The 20767-nt window shown below is 67.4% G+C and carries 15 protein-coding genes; 4 read left to right on the forward strand and 11 right to left on the reverse strand.

The genetic code is table 11. The annotated features are described in order from the left end of the window. Positions 1–65: 65 nt before the first annotated feature. The 5 genes from DKM19_RS39880 to DKM19_RS39900 form a co-directional block, all read right to left on the reverse strand. Positions 66–1265 carry an ABC transporter permease gene (locus tag DKM19_RS39880; protein WP_239513844.1) on the reverse strand — a complete coding sequence of 400 codons (1200 nt, stop codon included), beginning with the start codon at positions 1263–1265 and terminating at the stop codon, positions 66–68. Continuing rightward, positions 1262–2770: a sugar ABC transporter ATP-binding protein gene (locus DKM19_RS39885; protein WP_110703164.1), complete on the reverse strand. Its 1509-nt coding sequence runs from the start codon at positions 2768–2770 to the stop codon at positions 1262–1264. The genes DKM19_RS39880 and DKM19_RS39885 overlap by 4 nt, the downstream gene beginning before the upstream one ends. Before the next feature lie 17 nt (positions 2771–2787). Next, positions 2788–3873 carry an ROK family protein gene (locus DKM19_RS39890; protein ID WP_239514518.1) on the reverse strand — a complete coding sequence of 362 codons (1086 nt, stop codon included), beginning with the start codon at positions 3871–3873 and terminating at the stop codon, positions 2788–2790. A 494-nt stretch (positions 3874–4367) separates the two neighbouring features. Next, a complete protein-coding gene (locus DKM19_RS39895) occupies positions 4368–7871 on the reverse strand; it encodes a ThuA domain-containing protein (RefSeq protein ID WP_110703170.1) in 3504 nt (1167 codons plus the stop codon). Between the two features lie 312 nt (positions 7872–8183). Continuing rightward, positions 8184–9080: an SDR family oxidoreductase gene (locus DKM19_RS39900; protein ID WP_110703173.1), complete on the reverse strand. Its 897-nt coding sequence runs from the start codon at positions 9078–9080 to the stop codon at positions 8184–8186. 227 nt (positions 9081–9307) lie between these two features. On the opposite strand from DKM19_RS39900, the gene DKM19_RS39905 reads away from it, so the two are divergent. The 3 genes from DKM19_RS39905 (at position 9308) to DKM19_RS39920 (ending at position 13830) form a co-directional block, all read left to right on the forward strand. Further along, positions 9308–10366 carry a dihydrodipicolinate reductase gene (locus DKM19_RS39905; protein WP_110703176.1) on the forward strand — a complete coding sequence of 353 codons (1059 nt, stop codon included), beginning with the start codon at positions 9308–9310 and terminating at the stop codon, positions 10364–10366. Between the two features lie 578 nt (positions 10367–10944). After that, positions 10945–12195, forward strand: coding sequence for an ice-binding family protein (locus DKM19_RS50185; protein ID WP_162642112.1), 1251 nt, complete (start codon positions 10945–10947; stop codon positions 12193–12195). A gap of 573 nt (positions 12196–12768) precedes the next feature. Further along, positions 12769–13830: an ice-binding family protein gene (locus DKM19_RS39920; RefSeq protein WP_110703181.1), complete on the forward strand. Its 1062-nt coding sequence runs from the start codon at positions 12769–12771 to the stop codon at positions 13828–13830. 197 nt (positions 13831–14027) lie between these two features. Here DKM19_RS39920 and DKM19_RS39925 read toward each other — a convergent pair whose 3' ends face one another. From DKM19_RS39925 to DKM19_RS39950, 6 genes are all read right to left on the reverse strand, one after another. After that, positions 14028–14534, reverse strand: coding sequence for a flavin reductase family protein (locus tag DKM19_RS39925; RefSeq protein ID WP_110703184.1), 507 nt, complete (start codon positions 14532–14534; stop codon positions 14028–14030). A 124-nt stretch (positions 14535–14658) separates the two neighbouring features. Continuing rightward, complete coding sequence (locus DKM19_RS39930; RefSeq protein WP_110703187.1) at positions 14659–15180, reverse strand: NADPH-dependent FMN reductase; 522 nt, start codon at positions 15178–15180, stop codon at positions 14659–14661. Next, entirely contained in the window at positions 15177–16514 is a 1338-nt protein-coding gene (locus tag DKM19_RS39935) for an LLM class flavin-dependent oxidoreductase (protein WP_110706323.1), read from the reverse strand. Before DKM19_RS39935 ends, DKM19_RS39930 begins: the two co-directional genes overlap by 4 nt. Beyond that, positions 16514–17605, reverse strand: a complete 1092-nt coding sequence (locus DKM19_RS39940; RefSeq protein WP_239513845.1) for an ABC transporter permease — start codon at positions 17603–17605, stop codon at positions 16514–16516. The genes DKM19_RS39935 and DKM19_RS39940 overlap by 1 nt, the downstream gene beginning before the upstream one ends. Next, complete coding sequence (locus DKM19_RS39945; protein ID WP_110703190.1) at positions 17598–18392, reverse strand: ABC transporter ATP-binding protein; 795 nt, start codon at positions 18390–18392, stop codon at positions 17598–17600. The genes DKM19_RS39940 and DKM19_RS39945 overlap by 8 nt, the downstream gene beginning before the upstream one ends. Continuing rightward, positions 18389–19399: an ABC transporter substrate-binding protein gene (locus tag DKM19_RS39950; protein ID WP_204358440.1), complete on the reverse strand. Its 1011-nt coding sequence runs from the start codon at positions 19397–19399 to the stop codon at positions 18389–18391. Before DKM19_RS39950 ends, DKM19_RS39945 begins: the two co-directional genes overlap by 4 nt. Positions 19400–19651: 252 nt before the next feature. Between DKM19_RS39950 and DKM19_RS39955 the strand changes: the two genes are divergently transcribed. After that, positions 19652–20545, forward strand: coding sequence for a glutathione S-transferase family protein (locus tag DKM19_RS39955; protein ID WP_110703193.1), 894 nt, complete (start codon positions 19652–19654; stop codon positions 20543–20545). Positions 20546–20767: the final 222 nt, after the last annotated feature.

A 20767-nucleotide genomic window follows, 5' to 3' on the forward strand; every position in this document is an offset into this window, starting at 1 on the left:
GTGCAGGGGTGCAGGGGTGGAGAGCCTGCCGCGGGTCTCGGTGGACAGCTCACGGCAGGCACGTTCTAGGTTCGTGATTCCAGGCTGCGGCGCTGCAGCAACACCGCCACCACGATGATCAGACCCTTGGCGATCAACTGGTCACTGGTGTTCAACCCGTTCAAAATGAACAAGTTCGTGATCACCGTGAAGATCAGCAGACCCAGGATCGACCCGATGATCGACCCACGGCCACCGGTCAGCAACGTGCCCCCGATAATCACCGCCGCGATCGCATCCAGCTCATACAGATCCCCATGCGTGGACGAGCCGGTCGTGGTCCGCGCCATAATCAACACCGCCGCGATGCCACAGCACAACCCTGAGAGCGCGTACAACATCATGGTGTGCCGGCGCACGTTGATCCCGGCCAGCCGCGCCGCCTCGGGATTGCCGCCCACCGCATAGGTGCGCCGCCCGAACGTGGTCCGGTTCAGCACCACCCAGCCCACCACGACCACCAACGCGAAGATGTAGACCAGCACCGGCACCCCGAGCACCCGCGTGGTCGACAACTGAACGATCATCTCGTTGCCCTGCTGCACCAGCTGGGTACGCCGATCCGACATCCGCTGCGCCAGACCCCGGGCGGCCACCAACATGGCCAGCGTCGCGATGAACGGCACCATCCGCCCATAAGCGATCAGGAACCCGTTGACCAGCCCCGCGGCCGCCCCCACCAGCACCGCACAGACAATCATGATCAGCGGCCCGTAGGCCTGGGTGGCCAGCGTGGTGGCCCATACCGAGGCCAGCGCCATCACCGCACCGACCGACAGGTCGATGCCCCCACCGATGATCACAAACGTCGCCCCGACCGTGATCACACCGATCGTCGCGGCCAGCGACAGAATGCTCACCAGGTTGGAGGTGGTCGCGAAGTTCTCCGGCACCGTCACCAACCCGACGATCGCCAGCAGCACCAGCGCCGCGACCAGTCCCAGGTGGCGGGCCTGGCCCAGCCGGGCCAGCGGGCCCAGCACCACCGGGGCCCGGCGCACCTGCGCCTGCCCCCGACCCTCCGAACCGTGCGGGCCGCCGGACGGCGCCGCCGCATCCGCGGTCATCGTCACCGCACCCGCCGCACCCGCACTCGCGCTCTGCGCCGGGTTCGCGCTCGTCGCCGCGGCACCCGCCGAGCTCGCACCCGCGCCCGCGCTCGCGTCCGGTGCCGGGCTCGTGCCGTCTGCCGGGCTTGCCGGGCTCTCGCTCTTGGGATCGCTCACAGCGCACTCCCCTCCATGATCATGTCCAGTACCCGATGCTCATCCAGATCCCGCGCCGGCGCCTCAGCGATGATCGTGCCCTCCCGGATCACCAACACCCGATCGGCCAACCCCAACACCTCCGGCACCTCGCTGGAGACCAGCAACACCCCGATCCCCTCATCGGCCAGCCGCCGCACCACCGCATACAACTCCGCCCGCGCCCCCACATCCACCCCCCGCGTCGGCTCATCCAACAACAGCAACTTGCGGCCATTGACCAACCACCGCGCCAACACCGCTTTTTGCTGATTGCCCCCCGACAACGTCTTGATCGGCCGCTCTGGATCAGCGGGGCGGATATCCAACGCCGCCACCAACTCCGCCGCCTCGACCGCCTCCCGCCGCCGATCCATCCAGCCCAGCCGCGAGTACTTGCCCAAACTCGCCAAACTGATATTGCGCGTCACACTCTGATCCAGCAGCAACGCCTGCGCCTTACGCTCTTCGGGCGCCAGGCCCATCCCCCGGCGCACCGCCCCCGAGGTACCAGCCCGGCTGGAGACCGCCCGCCCCTCCAACACCACCTCACCGGAAAACCGGCGCGCCCCGTAAATCGCCTCGATGATCTCCGAGCGGCCCGAACCGACCAGCCCGGCCAACCCCACGATCTCCCCCGCCCGCACCTCGAAGGACACATCCGCGAACACGCCCGGCACCGTCAGGTTCCTCACCTGCAGCACCTGCTCCCCGGCCGCCTCGGTGCGGCGCGGCGGAAACACGTACTCCACGCTGCGCCCGGTCATCAACGACACCACCTGCGCCGTCGGCGTACTCTTGGCCGGCAACCCCACCGCCGCGGTGCGGCCGTCCTTGAGCACCGTCACCCGATCCCCGATCTCGCGGATCTCCTCCAGCCGATGGGAGATGTAGACCACCGCCACCTGTTGCGCGGTCAGCTCCCGGATGATCCGAAAGAGGTTGCCCACCTCGTCATGGGCCAGCGCCGCCGACGGCTCATCCATGATGATCAACCGGGTGTCATGCGAGAGCGCCCGGGCCATGCTGACCACCTGCTTGGCCGCCGGCGACAGGCGGCCCACCTCCATCGACGGGCGGATCTCACCGTGACCCAGCCGGCTGAGCAGGGTGCGGGCGGCCCGGTTGGCCTCGCTTTGGCTGACAAAGCCCAGCCGGGAGATCTCATGGCCCAAGAAGATGTTCTCGGCCACGCTCAATCCGTCGACCAGGTCCAGTTCCTGGTAGATGGTGGAGATGCCCAGTTTGATCGCCGCGGTGGGCGAGGACAGCCGGACCTGTTGGCCGCCGAGTTCGATGGTGCCCTCGTCGGGTTGGTGGGCGCCGGCCAGCACCTTGATCAGGGTGGATTTTCCGGCGCCGTTCTGGCCGAGCAGGCAGTGCACCTCTCCGGGTAAGACCTCCAGGTCAACGCCGTCGAGTGCGCGAACGCCGGGGAATTGCTTGACGATCCCCCGCATCAACAGCAGGGGGGTGTCATCGGACATGGAGCCTCGCTGATCGCTCATGGGGCCGAGAAAACGTGGTCGCTGCTGAGCCGGGCCGCGCCGATCACACCGGCGTCGGCTCCGAGCTCTGAAAGCACGATGGGGAGATTGCCCGTCGCCAGAGGCAGCGACCGGCGGTAGACGACACTTCTGATCTCCGCCAGCAGCACGTGACCCAGCTTGGCCACGCCTCCAGCGATGATCACAAGTCCCGGGTTGAAGAAGCTGACGAGCCCGGCGAGCACCGTGCCGACTCGGCGCCCGCCGTCGCGGATCAGTCGCACCGCCTCGGCGTCACCCATCTCGGCCGCCGCGGCGACGTCCTCTCCGGTGAGCGTGCCCGTCCGCCGGAGCCGTTCGCCGAGATACGGCGAGCGCCCGGCGATGGCCGTGGCCTCCCTGGCCAGGGCGGCCCCTCCGAAGTAGGCCTCAAGACAGCCGACGTTGCCGCAGGCGCAGGTGGGCCCCTGGTCGTCGACGCGGATGTGGCCGATGTCGCCGGCGCTACCGGAGACACCCCGGTAGATCTTGCCGTCCACCACGATCCCGCAGCCGATCCCGGTGCCGATCTTGACGAACAGGAAGTCGTCCACCTGCTTGGCCAGCCCCGCGTGGAGCTCGCCCAGAGCCATGATGTTGACGTCGTTGTCGACCGCGGCGGGACAGCCGAGCTCCTGGCCGACCGTCTCCCTGACGGGGTAACGGTCCCAGCCGGGCATGAGCGGCGGGGCGACGGGCATTCCCTCCCGGAAGCTGACCGGCCCGGGGACACCGACTCCGGCCCCGTGCAGCTGGGTGAAATACCCCTGGTCGCGCAGCTTGCCGACCATCTCCATGGCCTGGTTGAGCACGATCACCGGCCCGTCGCGCACGTCGCACGGCTCGCTCACGTGGCCGAGGATCTTCAACTCTCCGTCGGTGACGGCAACATCGATCGAGGTGGCGCCGATGTCGATGCCGACGAAGCGCAGGCTTCCGGCCAGCCGTACCATGCCGGACCTACGTCCACCGCGTGAAGCCGCCAGGCCCGCCTGCTCGGCCAGGTTCAGCTCGATCAGCCGGTCGATCTCGAGGTTGAGCTTGGAACGAGACAAATCGACCACATCACCGAGCTCGGCGCGTGACCAGGCTCTATCGCGCAGCAGCCGGAGCAGCGCAGCCTGATGTGCGGTTTCCGGCCGGGCGGTAATCCGCTTCACAACACCTCCGCGTTCGGAGTTGGTTGAGCAGAAGTTAACCCACTTCTGCTCACCTTGTGAAGAGACTTTTCGTTGCGATTCGCCGACTTTTGCAGATTTCTGCAAAAGTCGGTGGACTCGGTGCTGCTCACGCTACTCGCCCCTGCCCGTTCATTCGATGGTCCTCAGCGCTGTTCGTCGTCCGATCCGCTCGGCGATGCTCGGCGTCACCCGGTACGGCCGATCCGCTCGATGACGCTCAGCGATGCTCGACGCCATGGCCTACGGCCGAGCCGCTTGGTGATGCTCGGCGCCACTGGATACGGCCGAGCTGCTCGATGATCTCAAGCCGCTCGGCCGTACCCGTCTGTGCCCGTGGTGCTCAGCGGCGTTCGATGCTCAGCGCCGCTCGATGCCGTTCAGCTCACGCGAGTGAGCTTCCACTGCTGGTTGGTAGAGCTCCCGCAGGTGGCCTGGGTGAGTTGCGTGCCGTCGGCGGTCGAGGCGCCGGGCACCTCAAGGCAGAGACCGCTGGCGGCCGAGGCGATCCTCCAGTTGCCGTTGGACCCGGCGGTGAACCTCCACTGCTGGTTGGCGGCGCTGTGACAGGTCCACTGGATGATCAGTGCCCCCGACGAGGTGGAGGCGCCGTTCACGTCCAGGCACTTGCCGCTCTGGACTCCGGTGAGGGTGAAGGCGCCGCTGGACCCGGCGGCGAACCTCCACTGCTGGTTCGTGCCGGTTCCGACCGTCCACTGCACCACCCTGGCCCCGTCGGCCGTGGACTGGCCCTCGACGTCGGCCGCCTTGGAACTGTGCGCGGCGACCATGGTGTAGACACCTCCGGCCACCGGCCCGCTCGACCCTCCTGTCGTGTTCAGGGTGAAGGAGTCGAGGTCGAACTGGTTGGCCGCGGAGGGCTTGAACACCAGGAACAGCGGGTGGCTGCCGGACAGCGACGACACTGATGTGGCGGCCGTCTGCTGGTAGGTGTCCCAGCCTCCGGTATTCGGCACGGTTGTGGTGGACAGCAGCTGCCCGGTGGGCGAGTCGGCACGCAGCTCGATGGAGCCGCCGCCCGACGGCGAGGACAGCCGGTAGGACACCGACGCGACCCCCTGGACGCTCATCGGCGAGAAGGAGATCCAGTCGTTGCCGGAGATGTCGCCGACGCGCTTGCCGTTCTGCGCGCCGGACTGTTCGACGATCCGGACCCCGGATGAGCCGGTGAAGTGCTCGGCCTGCTTCTGCCGGGGCTGCAGGATCAGGTTGGCGGTGTTGGACAGGCCTCCCGCGTCGGTGTAGGTCGCGGTGAGGACGTAGAAGGTGTTGGCGTCGGCGTCGTGACCCGAGTTCGTGGTCACCACGGTCCCCGAGCAGCCGGTGAACTGGCCCGTGTCATGGCTGTGGGTGTCGTGGCCGAGCGCCGTGACCACCTTGACCTTGGAACAGTCGATCGTGCCGTCCTCGGGGTCGGTGACGGTCACCGTGTACGGGACCGAGTCGCCGAAGTTGATGGCCGTGCCGTCGGGCGGCGAGCCGAACTTCACGACCGGCGCGGTGTTGCCGACCGTGATGGGAACCGTCGCCGAGCCGCTCTTGCCCGACGGGTCGGTGATCGTGAGCCTGGCGGTGTAGGTGCCGTTGGCGGTGTAGGTGAACGAGGGGTTCGCCGAGGTGGAATCGGTCGAGCCGTTGCTGGTGAAGTCCCACGCGTAGGTGAACGTGTCACCGTCGGGGTCCGCCGAGCCCGCCGAGGAGAACTGGACGGCGAGCGGGGCCTGTCCGGAGGTCGGCGTCCCGCTCGCCTTGGCGATCGGGGAGCGCGAACCGTTGATGTAGTCGATGCGGTAGACGCCGTCGTCGGGGTTGGTGCCGCCGTAGCCGGCGCCCCACTCGACCAGGTACATCGCGCCGTCGGGGCCGAACTTCATGTCTATCGGCGACCTGAACCCGAGGTTGGACAGGAAGCGGTTGGTCTTCAGGACGTTGCCGCTGCCGTCCAGCCGCATCTCCATCAGGTAGTTGCGGCTCCACTCGTAGAAGAACGGGGTGTCGTCGAAGTACGCGGGGAACTTCGTGTCCGAGGAGCTGGCCGCGTCGTAGTGGTAGAACGGCCCGCCCATCGGGGCCGCGCCGCCGCCGGTGCCCATCTCCGGCCACTCGGACACGAGGTGGTAGTTGTACCAGACGGTGGCGGACTTGACCGCGGGCAGGTTCGTCAGGCCCGTGTTGTTGGGCGAGTTGTTCACCGGCGCCGAGCAGTTGAACTTCGACCCCGAGGTGGAGGTGGCGAAGTTGTAGTCGTTGAACGGGATGTTGTTGCCGACGCAGTACGGCCAGCCGTAGAAGCCGGGCGCCTTGATCAGGTTCCACTCGACGGTGCCCTCGGGACCGCGGTTGGAGTTGGCCGATCCCGCGTCGGGGCCGTAGTCGGCCATCGAGATCCAGCCGGTCTCGGAGTCCACCGAGAACCTGAACGGGTTACGGAAGCCCATCGCGTAGATCTCCGGGCGGGTCTGCGCGGTGCCCGACGCGAACATGTTGCCCGAGGGGATCGTGTAGGTGCCGTTGCTCTCCGGGTGGATCCGCAGGATCTTGCCGCGCAGGTCGTTGGTGTTGGCGCTGGTCTTCTGCGCGTCGAAGTTGGCGCGGCCCGAACGCTCGTCGATCGGCGCGTACCCGTCGGAGGAGAAGGGGTTGATGTCGTCGCCGACGCCGATGTAGAGGTTCCCGCCGGGCCCGAAGGTGAGATACCCGCCGGTGTGCCCCGGCTCGTCGGTCCTGGTGGCGGGGATGGCGAGAAGCTTCTTCTCACTGGACAGGTCGAGGGTGTCGCCGTTCAGGGTGAACCGGGAGACCTGGTTGATCGCCGCCGAACCGGTCGGCGAGTAGTTGAGGTAGACCCAGCGGTTGGTCGCGAAATTCGGGTCCAGGACGATGCCGATCAGGCCGTCCTCGCCGCCGGTGTAGACGCTCAGCGTGCCGGTGGTCACGATCTGGCCGTTGCTCTTGCGGACCAGCATGAGCTTGCCGGAGCGGGCGATGTAGTAGACGTCGCCGTTGGGGGCGATGTCCAGGCCCATCGGCTGGTCGGGCGCGCTGTCGAGCGTCACCTTCTGGAACCGGTTCCACATGGTGCCGCCGCAGTCGCCCGCGGCGTTGCCGGCCGCCCACTTGACGCCGCCGAGCACGTGCTGGCGGAAGTAGGTCTCGCTGTAGGAGCCGTTCTCGTGACCCATCGCGGTCGCCCACACGCGGCCGCCCTCGGTGTTGCGGCACCAGGAGATCGGGTGGTCGGCGCCCATCTTGCTGCCGCCGGCGTCGTAGGTGGTCTCGTCGGCGGTGACCAGGACGTGGACGTCGCCCCGCATGTTCTTGCTGAAGTTGTACCACTCCTCGGTACGCGTCCAGCGGTCGGGCAGGCCCACGGTGGAGGGGTGCTTCTTGTCCAGGACCTTGGCGGTGCCCTGCACGATGCTGGAGTGCGCGGTCATGTGCGCGCCGCCCAGAACGAGCTGATCCCACCAGGGGAACTGGCTCTCGATGTTCATGTCGGTGGTGTTGTGGATCGCCACGATCCCACCGCCGTCGTTGACGAACTTCTGGGTGGCCTGACGCTGGGCGTCGTTGTCCCAGACCATGCCGGAGTTCTGCAGCATGATGATCGCGTCGAAGGTGGCCAGGTTCGAGTCGTTGAACACGCTCGAGTTCGAGGACTGGACGACCTCGAAGTTGTTGGCGGCGGCGAGCTGCTGGACCATCGTGACGCCGGACGCGATCGAGCCGTGCACGTAGTCGGCGGTTTCTGTGAACAGCAGCACGCGGAAGTCCGCCGCTGCCCGTACGGCTTGCGCGCTCGCCGTACTGATGGGTAACAGGAGCAGAAGTGGAGCCACAAGGGCGATGAGCAGGCGACGCATGGAATCTCCTGGGGGTGAGACCTGCGGAGCGGGCCGGGCGACTTCTGATCGGAGGCCCGAAGTGCCGGGAAAATCGGAGGATGTTACTAACATTTGTCGATTTCCGACTGATTTCCCCCTTGTTTCCGGATAATAAAGACCAGTTATGCCGACGGTCAAGCAAAAGTTTGGCCGATTCAATCCGAACTCCCCCCGAAGGCGGTGAAGCGTCACGGCGCGAGGAGCACCACACGGCCTCGGACGGCGAATGGACAACAGAAAGGGCGCCCTCACCTGAGAGGGCGCCCTTGAGCTCGGAAAAGTGTCAGATTGTCAGAGCATGGCCTTCATGGAGGCGGCCGCCTGCTGGCCAAGGACGATCGGGGACAGATAGGGCTGCTCGGCCATGATGGCCTCCCAGTTGTCCCGGATGTCCTCCACGGTGTGGCCGTCCTGGCTCCAGCCCGGCCCCTCCGCCACGAACACCCGGGCGACCCGCCCGGCGCCGACGCTGAAAGTTTCACCGCTGGCCTCGCAGGACTCGTGCGCCAGAAACGTCACCAGGGAGCTGACCGCCTCCGCGGTGAACTTGGCCTCGAACTCCGCGGGGAGGATCGACTCGGTCATCCGGGTCCAGGCGATCGGCGCAATCGCGTTGACCTTGATCCCGGCCCTGGCGCCCTCGATGCCGAGGGTCTTGGTCAACCCGACCAGACCCATCTTGGCCGTGGAGTAGTTGGCCTGGCCGAAGCTGCCGAACAGGCCCGCGGGCGAGGAGGTGTTGATGATCCTGCCGTAGCCCTGCTCCTTGAGATAGGGGAAGGCCTCACGGCTGACCAGGAACGATCCGCGCACGTGAACGGCGAGAACCTGGTCGAACTCCTCGACGCTCATCTTGCCGAAGGATCTGTCGCGCAGGATGCCCGCGTTGTTGACGACGATGTCCAGCCGCCCGAAGGCGTCGATCGCGGCCTGCACGATCGCCTTGGCACCCTCGGGGGTCGCGACGTTGTCGGTGCTGGCGACCGCCTCGCCGCCGTTCTTCTTGATCAGCTCCACCACGTCGGCGGCCGGCCCGGCGGAGGCGCCGGTGCCGTCCAGCATCCCGCCCAGGTCGTTGACGACCACCTTGGCACCGCGCTCGGCCAGCGACAGCGCGTGCGAGCGTCCGAGGCCGTGCCCGGAGCCGGTGATGACCGCGACCTTGCCGTCAAACCGCAACTCTGACATTCGCAACCCTCCCACGAGAATATAGTTCTAGTCTCCAGGAGAATAGCTCTCCCGATGCCCCTTATGCCATCGAATGCAAGCCACATGTTGTCGGATCGTCGCGGATAGTCACCGAGCATATTAATTTCTGCTAAAGTTTTTGCCCCGCACCGGGCGAGGGTCAATGACGACACTCCTCACTTTCTCTCTGTACGCCCCCGCCCAAAAACCCGGGCTGGAGGCCCTGCATGCCCTCATCGCCGCCCCTTCGTGTGGTCCAATGGGCCACGGGCGCCGTCGGTCGATATTCCCTGCGCAACGTGATCACCCGGCCCGAGTTCGACCTGGCCGGAGTGCTCGTCTATGACCCGGACAAAGTCGGCCAGGACGCGGGGACACTCGTCGGCCTCCCCGAGGCAGGCGTCGTCTGCACCGACGACGTCGACGAGATCCTCGCCATGGACGCCGACTGCGTTCTGCACATGCCGCTGCCCGCCTCCTACTTCGGCGGTGGCCAGCCGACCGACGTGGAGACGATCTGCGCCCTGCTCGCCACGGGCAAGAACGTCATCACCACCACCGGATTCGTCTATCCCAAGTGCTACGGCCCGGGTGTGGTGGAGCGGCTGGAGACCGCCTGCCGTACCGGCGGCTCGTCCCTGCACGGCACCGGCATCAACCCCGGGTTCATGAGCGACCTGCTCCCGCTCGCCCTGACCGGCCTGTCCAGCCGGGTCGACCACATCTACGTCCGGGAGACCTCCGACTTCCGGGGTCACCCGTCCCGGCAGATCGTGGTGGACCTGTTCGGCTTCACCCGATCGGCCAAGGACTACACCGCCGCCGTCCGCCCGTTCCGCGCCTTCCAGCGCTCGCTGTTCGCCGAGAGTGTCCAGTTCGTGGCCGAGAACCTCGACGTGGTCCTCGACGGGGTCGACGAGAGCGACGAGTTCGAGCTCGCCACCGAGGAGTTCGAGATCTCCGCGGGCCTGGTCAGGGTCGACACCGTGTGCGCGTCCCGCTGGACGTTCACCGGCCTGGTCCGCGGCCGTCCCTTCATGACGGTGGAGTGCGTCTACAAGGCCGACGCCACCAAGGTCCATCGCTGGTCCGAGCCCGGCTTCAGCATCCACATCGAGGGCATCCCCCAGATGACGCTCAGCGTCGGCGAGATCTCCCACGGCCTGGCCGGCGCCGCCGCGCACGCCGTCAACTCCGTGGCGGCGGTCTGCGCCGCCCCACCCGGCATCCACACCGCTCTCGATCTTCCCCTCGCCACCGGCCGGGGAACGGTTCGCATCGCCTGACAGCCACGTCATCTGACAGCCGCGGAGCCCGGCGGCCCCGCCTCCGACCCCTCCCGGAGGCGTCCCGGCACCTTCCGCGCCCATGCACGAATTGGTTTACCCTGTTTTAAAATGCAATTTCGCCATTCACATGGATTCCCATATCTTGCGCGCCATTTCATCTTGAGCGAGCCATTGGTCGGCATAAATACACGGCTTCACGAGCGGCAATAATATCCCGAGAAAGCCGACATCAACCTAAAGTATCCCGATCAAGTCAAATGCACTTGTTGCGCGTGAATTTGTTTCGGCACACCCCGGCCCGCCTTGGAAAATCCCCTCGAATCGGCGACAGCAACCGGTCCCCAGGGCAGCCAAATCACCTTTTATTGCGACATTTAGGTAGGATCAAAACTCGCGCATGTCGGAAAACGATGACGGCGGCGGCAATTAGTAGACTCAAATGTCATGGCACATCATCAATAATGCGCCTTGACTGCGGAATACTAAAAGAAAAGGACGGCTTTATGTTAGACCTCATTCGTCCTCGCGCCGCGCGAAACACCCTTCGTTCCCAGCTGACAACGGCTCTCACCTGCATGCTGGCAACGGGAATCGTCGTCGCGGCACCGCAAACCGCGAGCGCGGTGGCAGCACCGGTGCCGCTCGGCGCCGCCACCAACTTCGCGATCCTGGCCGGGACATCGGTCGCCAACACCGGCTTTACCATCGTCACCGGAGATGTCGGGGTGAGCCCGGGCGCGGCGGTGACCGGCTTTCCTCCCGGCGGCATAGCCGGGACCGTCCACGCGGCCGACGCCACCGCCGCACTGGCCAAGACCGACCTGGCCACCGCCTACACCAACGCCGCAGGGCAGGTCGCCGACGCCACCATCCCGGCGGCGCTCGGCGGGACCACCCGGACGCCGGGGGTCTACGCCTCCGTCACGGGCGCCTTCGGGATCACGGGAACCCTGACCCTGAACGCGCAGGGGGACCCGAACGCGATCTTCATCTTCAAGACCACCGCCGCCTCCGTCCCCCTTGTCGCCGCCGCATCCAGCAGGGTGGTCCTCGCAGGGGGAGCAAGGGCCTGCAACGTCTTCTGGCAGGTCGCCGGTTCGGCCGCGGTGGGAGGCAACACCACCTTCATGGGGAACATCCTCGCGCTGAGCTCGGTCACTCTCGGCACCAACGCGACCGTGAACGGCCGCGTCCTCACGGGCACCGGCACGGTGGCCCTGAGCACAAACGCCGTCGTACGGGCCGACTGCGGCCTGACCGCGGCCTCGGCCGAGGCCGCGGCTCCAACTGCAGCTCCGGCTGCAGCTCCGGCCGAGGCCGCGGCTCCGGCTGCGGCTCCGGCCGAGGCTGCGGCCCCGGCCGAGGCTCCGGCCCCGGCCGCGGCTGCAGCTCCGGCTCCGGGGGCCACCAGGGTGACGCTGACCTCGTCGTGCGGCTCGAGAACGCCGGGCGGCCCGGTCGTCCTCACCGCGACGGTGAGAACGGATTCGAACCCGCCCATTCCCGTCGGTCAGGTCGTCTTCAGGAACGGGACGACCGTCATCGGCTCGGCCGCGCTCAACTCCTCCGGGCAGGCCATCCTCACCCCGAACCTTCCTGCGGGCAGGTGGCGGATCACCGCCGCCTTCGAGGGCGGCTCGGGAGTGGGTTCCGGCACCTCACGGGCGCTCAACCTGCGCGTCGGTCCCGGTAGCACGTGCTGGGTGCGCGACCGAGGACGGAGGCACCACCACCACGGCGGTACCAACAACGGTAACAACAACAACAATGCGAGTGCCTTCGGAGGCGGAGGTGGGGGGCACCGCGGGGGGCACCGTCACCTCTGACCGCGTACACGCGGATGTGCCCGCGTCTCTCACGCGACCGGGGGTCCGGTCACACAGGTGAATCCGGACCGAATCGATACGTCCTCGCGGGGGGCGTCCCATGACGGGGCGTCCCCCGCGGGAGTTTTGGTGTGAGGGGTGAAACGGCCGAGGCGGCCCGAGGGTAAAACCGCCGGAACCGAGATCGGTCTCGGTGACGAGGCCGGCGACCAGGATGTGGTCCCCGATGTCAACGGTGGAGTGGGGGCGCAGATCAGCCGGGTGAAGGCGCCGCTCAGCAGGGGGATGTCCTGGGGGCCGGGGCGCCAGGCGATGAGGCGGCGAATCGGTTGATTTCCGAAATAAAGCGATATCTCATTTTTATCGCAACATTTATACAAACCCAAAACTCGCGCATGTCGGAAAACGAGACAGACGGCGTTGATTAGTAGGCTCAAATGTCATGGCACATCATCAATAATGCGCCTTGACTGCGGAATACTAAAAGAAAAGGACGGCTTTATGATAAACGCCATTCGTCCTCGTGCCGGGCGACACCCCCTTCGTTTCCGGCTGGCAACGGCTCTCACCTGCATGCTGGCAACGGGGATCGTCGTCACGACGCCGCACACCGCGAGCGCGGTGGCGGCCCCGGTGCCGCTCGGCGCGGCCACCAACTTCGCGGTTCTGGCCGGGACAACGGTCACCAACACGGGCCCCTCCATCATCACCGGAGACCTGGGAGTGAGCCCGGGCTCGGCGGTGACCGGCTTTCCGCCCGGCGCCGTCGTCGGCGGAACCATCCACTCGAACGACATGGCCGCCATCAATGCCAAGGCCGCGCTGACCGCCGCCTACAACAACGCCGCGGGGCAGCCCGCCGACGCCACCATCCCGACGGAGCTCGGCGGGACCACCCGGACGCCGGGGGTCTACAACTCCGCCGCGGGCACCTTCGGGATCACCGGAACCCTGACCCTGAACGCGCAGGGAAACCCTAACGCGATCTTCATCTTCAAGACCGCGTCCACCCTCATCACCGCCTCGGGCAGCACGGTGGTCCTCACCGGGGGCGCCCAGGCGTGCAACGTCTTCTGGCAGGTCGGCAGCTCGGCCACGCTGGGAACCGGCTCCAGCTTCGCCGGAAACATCCTCGCGCTCACCTCGATCACCGCGACCACCAACGTGACCGTGAACGGCCGTCTCCTCGCCCGCACCGCCGCGGTGACCCTGGGCACGAACACCGTCACGCGGCCCCTCTGCCAGATCCCGCCGCCGGGGACGACCACGCTGACACTGACCTCGTCCTGCACCATGAGGGGAGGGGGCCCGGTCGTCCTGACCGCGACGGTGAGGTCTTCGAACGGGACCATGCCCACGGGCATGGTCTTCTTCAGGGATCGCGGAGTCGTGGTGGGCTGGGCTCCGCTCGTCGCGTCCGGGGTCGGAACCGCGAGGGCCACGATAACCCCGAACCTCCCCGATGACAGGATCGCTCGCATCACCGCCACCTATACGGGCACTCTCCTGGTGGGTCCCAGCACCTCAACCATGCTTACCCAGAGGGTCGGCGACGACGGCCGCTGCCCAAGCCGAAGGAAACACCGGCCCGTGAACAACACCAATAACAACAACAACGCGGGACCTCGCGCGTGAGAAGGGGGCACCGTCCTCACGGAAGACGTCATCACGTCTGATCATCCGCACTCGGACGGGTCCACCCCTGTCATCCACGCCCACGGGCTCGGTCGCGCCGATGAGACCGGGCCTGTGAGCCGGAGCCGGTGAGTCCGGGCCGGAGCGCTGTGACCTCGCGGGGAACGCCTCAATGACGGGGTGTCCCCGCGGGGGGATCAGGCGTGAGGGGTGAAACGGCCGAAGCGGCCCTGATGGTAGAGGAGCGGGCGACCGCCGGGACCGAGGTTGGTCTCGGTGACGAGGCCGACGACCAGGATGTGGTCCCCGATGTCGACGGTGGAGTGGGGGGCGCAGATCAGCTGGGCGGAGACCCCGCTCAGCAGGGGGATGCCCTCGGGGCCGGGCTGCCAGGCGGTGGGGGCGGCGAAGCGGTCGACGCCCTTCCTCGCGAAGCGTGAGGCCAGCTCGGCCTGGTCGCTGGCCAGGACGTTCACCGCGAAGTGGCCGGCCTGGCGGAGCGAGGGCCAGGTGGTCGACGACTGGTCCACGTAGAAGGAGACCAGGGGAGGCGCGAGGCTGACCGAGGAGAACGAGGTGGCCGTCAGGCCGACCGGGACCTCCTCGCACTGAGCGGTGACCACGACGACCCCGGCCGCGTGAACGGCCAGCGCCTGCCGAAACCGCTCGGCGTCGATCGCCCGGCCGGACAGGGTCTCCGTCATGTTCCCTCGCTCAACAGTTCGTCTGGTGCGACCAAGGCTCTTCGCTCGGTCACCTTTTCCTCCTCGGCGGCATTAACCACACTTAAGGTCGGTAACCCATTCACAACATCTTTTCTTCCCGATATCACGTGGAAGCACCTTCCCTGAGCGCAGCGGCTACCTGAGGAGCGACCCTGGCGGCCCAGCGATCGAGGACGGGCTCCAGTTCCTGAAGCTCGGATTCCAGCAGCGCCAGGCCGGGGGTGGGGACCGTCGCGCCCAGCTCGACCAGGAGGGGCCGGAAGTGGACCTCCACCGCCAGGGCATGCCGCGCGTCCCCCATCACCAGCAGCGGGAGCGCGACGGTCGACGCCAGCGCGCCACCCGGCAGCCGGTCGAGGAAGGCCTTGAGCAGGCCGGTGTAGGTGCCCTTGTAGGTCGGGCTCGCCACCACCAGCACGTCCGCCCCGGCGACCAGCTCCAGCGCGGCCTCCACCGTCCCCGACGCCTCCGGGGCGAACAACCGCGGCGCCAGGGCCGCCAGGTCGACGACCTCGGGGGCCGTACGGTCTCCGATTCGGCGGGCAACGGTCTCGGCGGCCCGGACGGCCACCCCGTATGTGCGCGACCCGGGCCGCGGGTTTCCCACCACGATCACGATGCTCATGAGGCCACCGGTACTTTCTGGTCGAAAATGGAGCCCGGACGCGCCAGGCCATAGTTCTGCCGCAGGGTACGGCCCTCGTACTCGGTGCGGAACAGTCCGCGGAGCCGTAGTTCAGGGACGACGTGGTCGACGAAGTCCTCCAGACCGCCGGGAAGGACCGGCGGCATGATGTTGAAGCCGTCGGCGGCGCCGTTGACGAACCACTCCTCGATCTGGTCGGCGATCTGCTCGGGAGTACCGGTGACCACGCGGTGGCCCCTGCCTCCGGCCAGACGGCCGATCAGCTGCCGGAGGGTCAGCTGCTCGCGCTCGGCGAGATCGGTGACGAGCTTGACCCGGCTCTGCTGGCCGTCGGTCGCCGGGGGCACCTCCGGGAGGCGCGCGTCCAGCGGATGGTCCGACAGGTCCACGCCGAGGATGTTCGACAGCTGGTGCACGCCGTACTCGGGGATGATCAGCTCCTCGAGCTCCCTCTCCAGTTGGAGCGCCTCCCGCTCGGTGGATCCGATGATCGGCGAGATGCCGGGGAGGATGAGCAGTTCGTCCTCACGCCTGCCGTACCGGCCGAGGCGTGACTTGAGGTCGGCGTAGAAGTCCTGGCCGTCGGCGAGGGTCTGCTGGGCGGTGAAGACGGCCTCGGCGAAACGGGCGGCGAACTCCTTGCCGTCCTCGGACGATCCGGCCTGGACCAGCAGGGGGTGGCCCTGCGGCGGGCGGGAGGTGTTGAGCGGGCCGCGAACCCGGAAGTGGGGGCCGATGTGGTCGAGGGCGTGGATCCTGTCCGTGTCGGCGTAGTTCCCGCTGTGGTGGTCACCCAGGATCGCGCCGTCCTCCCAGCTGTCCCAGAGCTTGGTGACGACCTCCAGGAACTCGGTGGCGCGGGCGTAACGGTCCCTGTGCGCCGGGCGTTCGATGCCGAAGTTGTGCGCCTCGGCCTCGCTCGCGGAGGTGACGATGTTCCAGCCGGCCCTGCCGCCGCTGATGTGGTCCAGCGAGGCGAACTTGCGGGCCACGTGGAAGGGCTCGTTGTAGGTGGTGGAGACGGTCGCGATCAGGCCGATGTGGTCGGTGACCGCGGCCAGCGCGGCCAGCAGGGTCAGGGGCTCCAGCCCGCCGAGCGCGTTGTGCCTGACGTTGCCCCACAGGGCCAGCCCGTCGGCGAGGAAGACCGAGTCGAGCCTGCCCCGCTCGGCGACCTGGGCGAGACGCTGGTAGTGACGGACGTCGGTGACGTCGGCGGAGGAGGTGCGCGGGTGCCGCCAGGCCGCCTCGTGGTGCCCGACGCCCATCAGGAAGGCGTTCAGGTGCAACTTCCGTGTGGGTCGCGTGGTCATCAGGTGGTCCTCCACGTCGAGAAGCGGCGCTCCAGGCGCACGAGGAACTGGTTGAAGAGCAGCCCGAGAACGGAGATTGTGATGATTCCCGCATACATGTCGGGTACCCGGAAATTGAACTGGGCGTAGTTGATCAGGTAGCCGAGGCCGGCCTTGGCGCCGACCATCTCGGCGGCGACCAGCACGAGGATCGAGTAGGCCCCGGCCATCCGGATGCCGGTGAAGATCGTGGGCACCGCGGCCGGGAGGATCACCTTCTGGAACAGCCGGATCGGGGGCAGCCCCATCGACCTGGCCGACTTGATCAGCAGCGGATCCACGCCCTTCACCCCGGCGATCGTGTTGAGCAGGATCGGCCACGCGCAGGCGTACAGGATGATCGAGATCTTGGAGGTCTCGCCGAGCCCGAGGATCAGCACGAACACCGGGAGCAGGGCGAGCGCCGCGGTGTTGCGGAACAGTTCGAGCACCGGGTTGAGCAAATCGGCCACGGGCCTGTACCAGCCGATCAGCAGGCCGAGGGGAATGGCCACGATGATCGCCAGCGCGAGTCCCGACAGGGAGCGGATCAGGCTGGCCTGGGTGTGGTCGAGCAGCTCACCGGAGAGGAGCAGGTCCCACCAGGCCGCCAGGACCCCCGACAGCGGCGTCAGGAAGGTGGGGTCGACCACCTCCAGCCGGGGCAGGATCTCCCAGATCGCGGCGAGCGCGGCCACCGCGGCCGTGCGCCGTCCCACCGATCCGGCCACCCGTACCGAACCTCGCCACAGGCGCCGGCCCACGCTCGGACCGGTGAGAGAGCTCTCCGAGGCTTCGGCGACCGCCTCCCGCAGGACGGCGGGGATCGGCGCCGAGGGGGCGCCCGTAACCGGGGCTCCGGTCGGTGAGGCGGTCGAGGCATCGGTGGAGAAACGCGCCGGGGAAGCAGCCGAGGCGTCGGTGGAGAGGTGCGCCGGGGAGGCGGCCGAGGTGTCGGCAGGGGCATCGGCGGAGAAACGGACCGGGGAAGCGGTCAGGGTGTCGGCCGAGGCGACGGCGGGAGCATCGGCCGGAGCGCTCACGGTGGGAGCGCCGGTCGGGGTGCTAGCCAACGGAAACCGCCTCCTCGGCCCTGGCCGCCGCGACCTCGTCGCGGAGCAGCGTCCACACCTCGTGCCGGTATTCGCCGAAGCGGGCGTCGGCCCGCAGGTCGCCCTCGCGGGAGTCGAACTCCACGTCCACGACGCGCTTGATCCGGCCGGGGCGGGACGTCATGACCGCGACCCGCTGGCCGAGATAGACGGCCTCGTCGATGCCGTGGGTGATGAACACGATTGTCTTGCCGGTCTTCTCCCAGATTCGCAGCAGCTCCTCCTGGAGCGACTCGCGGGTCTGCGCGTCCAGCGCGGCGAACGGCTCGTCCATCAACAGTACGTCCGGGTCGAAGGCCAGGCTTCTGGCGATGGCCACGCGCTGGCGCATGCCCCCGGAGAGCTCGTGCGGATACCGGTTCTCGAACCCGTGCAGGCCCACCAGCTCCAGGTAGGTCCTGGCCCGCTCGGCGCGCTCCTTCTTCGACACGGCTTTCGCCTCGAGCCCGAACTCGATGTTGGACAGCGCCGTACGCCAGGGGAACAGCGCGTACTGCTGGAAGACGATCCCCCGGTCGAGGCCGGGACCGTTCACGGGGGTCCCGTTCAGGAGGATCCGGCCGGTGGTCGGGGAGTCCAGCCCGGCGAGCAGGTCGAGGAGCGTGGACTTGCCGCAGCCGCTGGGCCCGACCAGGGTGAGGAACTCCCCGGACCGTACGTCGAGGGTGATGTCGTCGAGGGCGGTGAACAGCCGGTCCGCGTCGCGGACGCGGAACTTCTTGCCGACCCCCTGGATCTGGATCTTCACTGGATGCCTCCGAACGGGTTGTACTCGTTGGTGAAGACGTCCTCTGCCTTGACCTGACCCGGTTTGATCTCGCCTTCGCGCTCCAGCCAGTCGATCCAGGTCTGGAACTCCTTGGCGTCGATCACTCCGCCCTTGTTGGCCACCCCGCTGCTCTTCCAGAACTCGATGGCGGTGGAGTCCTCGTTCCTCTTGCGTTTGGCGATGATCTCCTTCGACTTGGCGATGACCTCCTCGCGGGAGTGGGTCTGCGTCCACTCGACGGCCTTGGCGAAGGCCTCCACGAACTTCTTGACGGTGGCCGGGTTCTGCTTGATGAACTTCTCGGTGAGCACGACGCTGCCGGCGGTGAAGGGGCCGAACAGGTCGATGTCCTTGAAGAGCGGGTGGATGCCGCCGCGCTCCAGCGCCTTGTCCCGGAGGATGCCGCTCAGCGCGGCCACGTCGATCTGACCCTGGCGGAGCGACTGCTCGGTGTTGACCGGCGGCACGACGACCAGCTCGACCTGCTTGATCTCCTCGGGGGTCAGGCCGCCGCGCTTGAGATACTCCTTGACCACGGCTTCCAGGTGGGCCCCGAGGGTGTTGACCCCGATCTTCTTTCCGATCAGGTCGCGCGGGCCCTTGATCGGTGAGCCGTCGGCCACGAAGTAGCCGACGTAGCTGTCCTTGTCGCTGCCGTAGTAGCCGATCACGGCCTTGATCGGGGCCTTGGCGGCGGCGAGCTTGACGATGGCGCCGTTGAACGCGCCGCCGAAGTCGGTCTGTCCGGTCGCGGCGGCCTGGATGTCCTGCGGACCGGAGATCGTGTTGCCGATCCACGCGAGTTTGAGGGGGCTCAGGTAGCCGAGCTCCTCGGCGAGCTCGGGAAAGGTGACGGCGCCGACGCTCCCCTGGTAGCGGAGCTCCAGGGTTTCTGGCTCACCGGGTTTCGCGGAGGCCTCCCCACCGCAGGCGGCGAGGGTGGCGACGAGTGACATGGAGGTAAGGACATTTCTGATCTTGATCACGAGAGGCGTCCTGGAGAGTGGGAGGGGGGCGGTGGCGTCGGTTCGTGATCACGGACACTGAGCGCTGAACACGCGACAGAAGTCGACATGTGCGCACCTGGTCAGATAGAGGCCCATACCGGAAAAGCTACGCACGGATCCACGCTAAGTCAATATTCCCTACCGGCTTTACATGAAATACCTCTTCTCCCCCGCCATGATTGTGCCGTTAGACCCGAATCATGTTCTGTGCGGGTCCCGTACGGTTGACGCATGAAGCTGGGACGCGAGATCTCCGACGGCGGACGCTTCGTCCGGCAGCCCAACCGGTTCACCGCACGGATCGAGGCGGACGGCGAATATCCGCCCGAGGCCGGCCGATATCAGCTCTATGCCTCCTACGCCTGCCCGTGGGCGCACCGATCGCTCATCGTCCGCGAGCTCCTGGGTCTTCAGGACGTCGTCGGGGTGACGATCGTCGACCCGATCAGGGATGAGAAGGGCTGGCGTGTCCCCGGCGGCGATCCGGTCACCGGGATGGAATACCTCTCGGAGCTGTATCTGGCGACCGACCCCGACTACCAGGGCCGCTACACCGTGCCCTGCGTCTGGGACGTCACCACCAAGCGCCTGGTCACCAACGACTACCCGCAGATCACCCTCACCCTGGAGACCGCCTTCGCCCCGTGGCACGCGGAGGGCGCGCCCGACCTCTATCCGGCCGGGCTGCGCGAGGAGATCGACGCGCTGAACGCGGTCATCTTCGACGGGTTCAACAACGGCGTCTACAAGGCCGGGTTCGCCACCTCCCAGGAGGCCTACGACGACGCGGTCACCAAGGTCTTCGCCACGCTCGACCTGCTGGAGGAGCGACTCGCAGGCCGGCCGTACCTGCACGGCGACGCGCTGACCGAGAGCGACGTACGCCTCTATCCGACGCTGGCCAGGTTCGACGCGGTCTACCACTCCCACTTCAAGTGCGCGATCCGCCGCCTGGTCGACTATCCGGTGCTGTGGGCCTACGCCCGCCGGCTGTACGCGATCCCGGCGTTCCGCGACACCACCGACTTCGACCAGATCAAGCGCCACTACTTCATCACGCAGACGAACATCAACCCGAGCCAGATCGTGCCGCAGGGCCCGGAGATCGACTGGACGGCGGCCTGACGGTCTCGCCTCCCCCGCGCGCGGGAGGTGTCCTGACAGAGCAAAGGTCCCGTACGGGACCTGCCGGGCACCCGCCGGCGCCGGGGTGGACGGCGACCGCGACCCGCCGGGCGAGCAGGCCGCGGAGCCGCACGGAAGGTTCGCGGCCAGTCGGTGATGACGTTGTCGCGCGGGCCGCCGTAGACCGGGTTCCTGTCGTAGCGCTCGTCCGTGATCTGGCCG

This window comes from Streptosporangium sp. 'caverna' (genome assembly GCF_003203775.1).
Lineage (GTDB): Bacteria > Actinomycetota > Actinomycetes > Streptosporangiales > Streptosporangiaceae > Streptosporangium > Streptosporangium subroseum.

Coding starts and splice junctions, on each gene's coding strand:
- DKM19_RS39900 (WP_110703173.1), bottom strand. CDS start 9,080: ATGTCAGAGTTGCGGTTTGACGGCAAGGTCGCGGTCATCACCGGCTCC.
- DKM19_RS50185 (WP_162642112.1), top strand. CDS start 10,945: ATGCTGGCAACGGGAATCGTCGTCGCGGCACCGCAAACCGCGAGCGCG.
- DKM19_RS39885 (WP_110703164.1), bottom strand. CDS start 2,770: ATGTCCGATGACACCCCCCTGCTGTTGATGCGGGGGATCGTCAAGCAA.
- DKM19_RS39930 (WP_110703187.1), bottom strand. CDS start 15,180: ATGAGCATCGTGATCGTGGTGGGAAACCCGCGGCCCGGGTCGCGCACA.
- DKM19_RS39935 (WP_110706323.1), bottom strand. CDS start 16,514: ATGACCACGCGACCCACACGGAAGTTGCACCTGAACGCCTTCCTGATG.
- DKM19_RS39925 (WP_110703184.1), bottom strand. CDS start 14,534: ATGACGGAGACCCTGTCCGGCCGGGCGATCGACGCCGAGCGGTTTCGG.
- DKM19_RS39905 (WP_110703176.1), top strand. CDS start 9,308: ATGCCCTCATCGCCGCCCCTTCGTGTGGTCCAATGGGCCACGGGCGCC.
- DKM19_RS39955 (WP_110703193.1), top strand. CDS start 19,652: ATGAAGCTGGGACGCGAGATCTCCGACGGCGGACGCTTCGTCCGGCAG.
- DKM19_RS39920 (WP_110703181.1), top strand. CDS start 12,769: ATGCTGGCAACGGGGATCGTCGTCACGACGCCGCACACCGCGAGCGCG.
- DKM19_RS39895 (WP_110703170.1), bottom strand. CDS start 7,871: ATGCGTCGCCTGCTCATCGCCCTTGTGGCTCCACTTCTGCTCCTGTTA.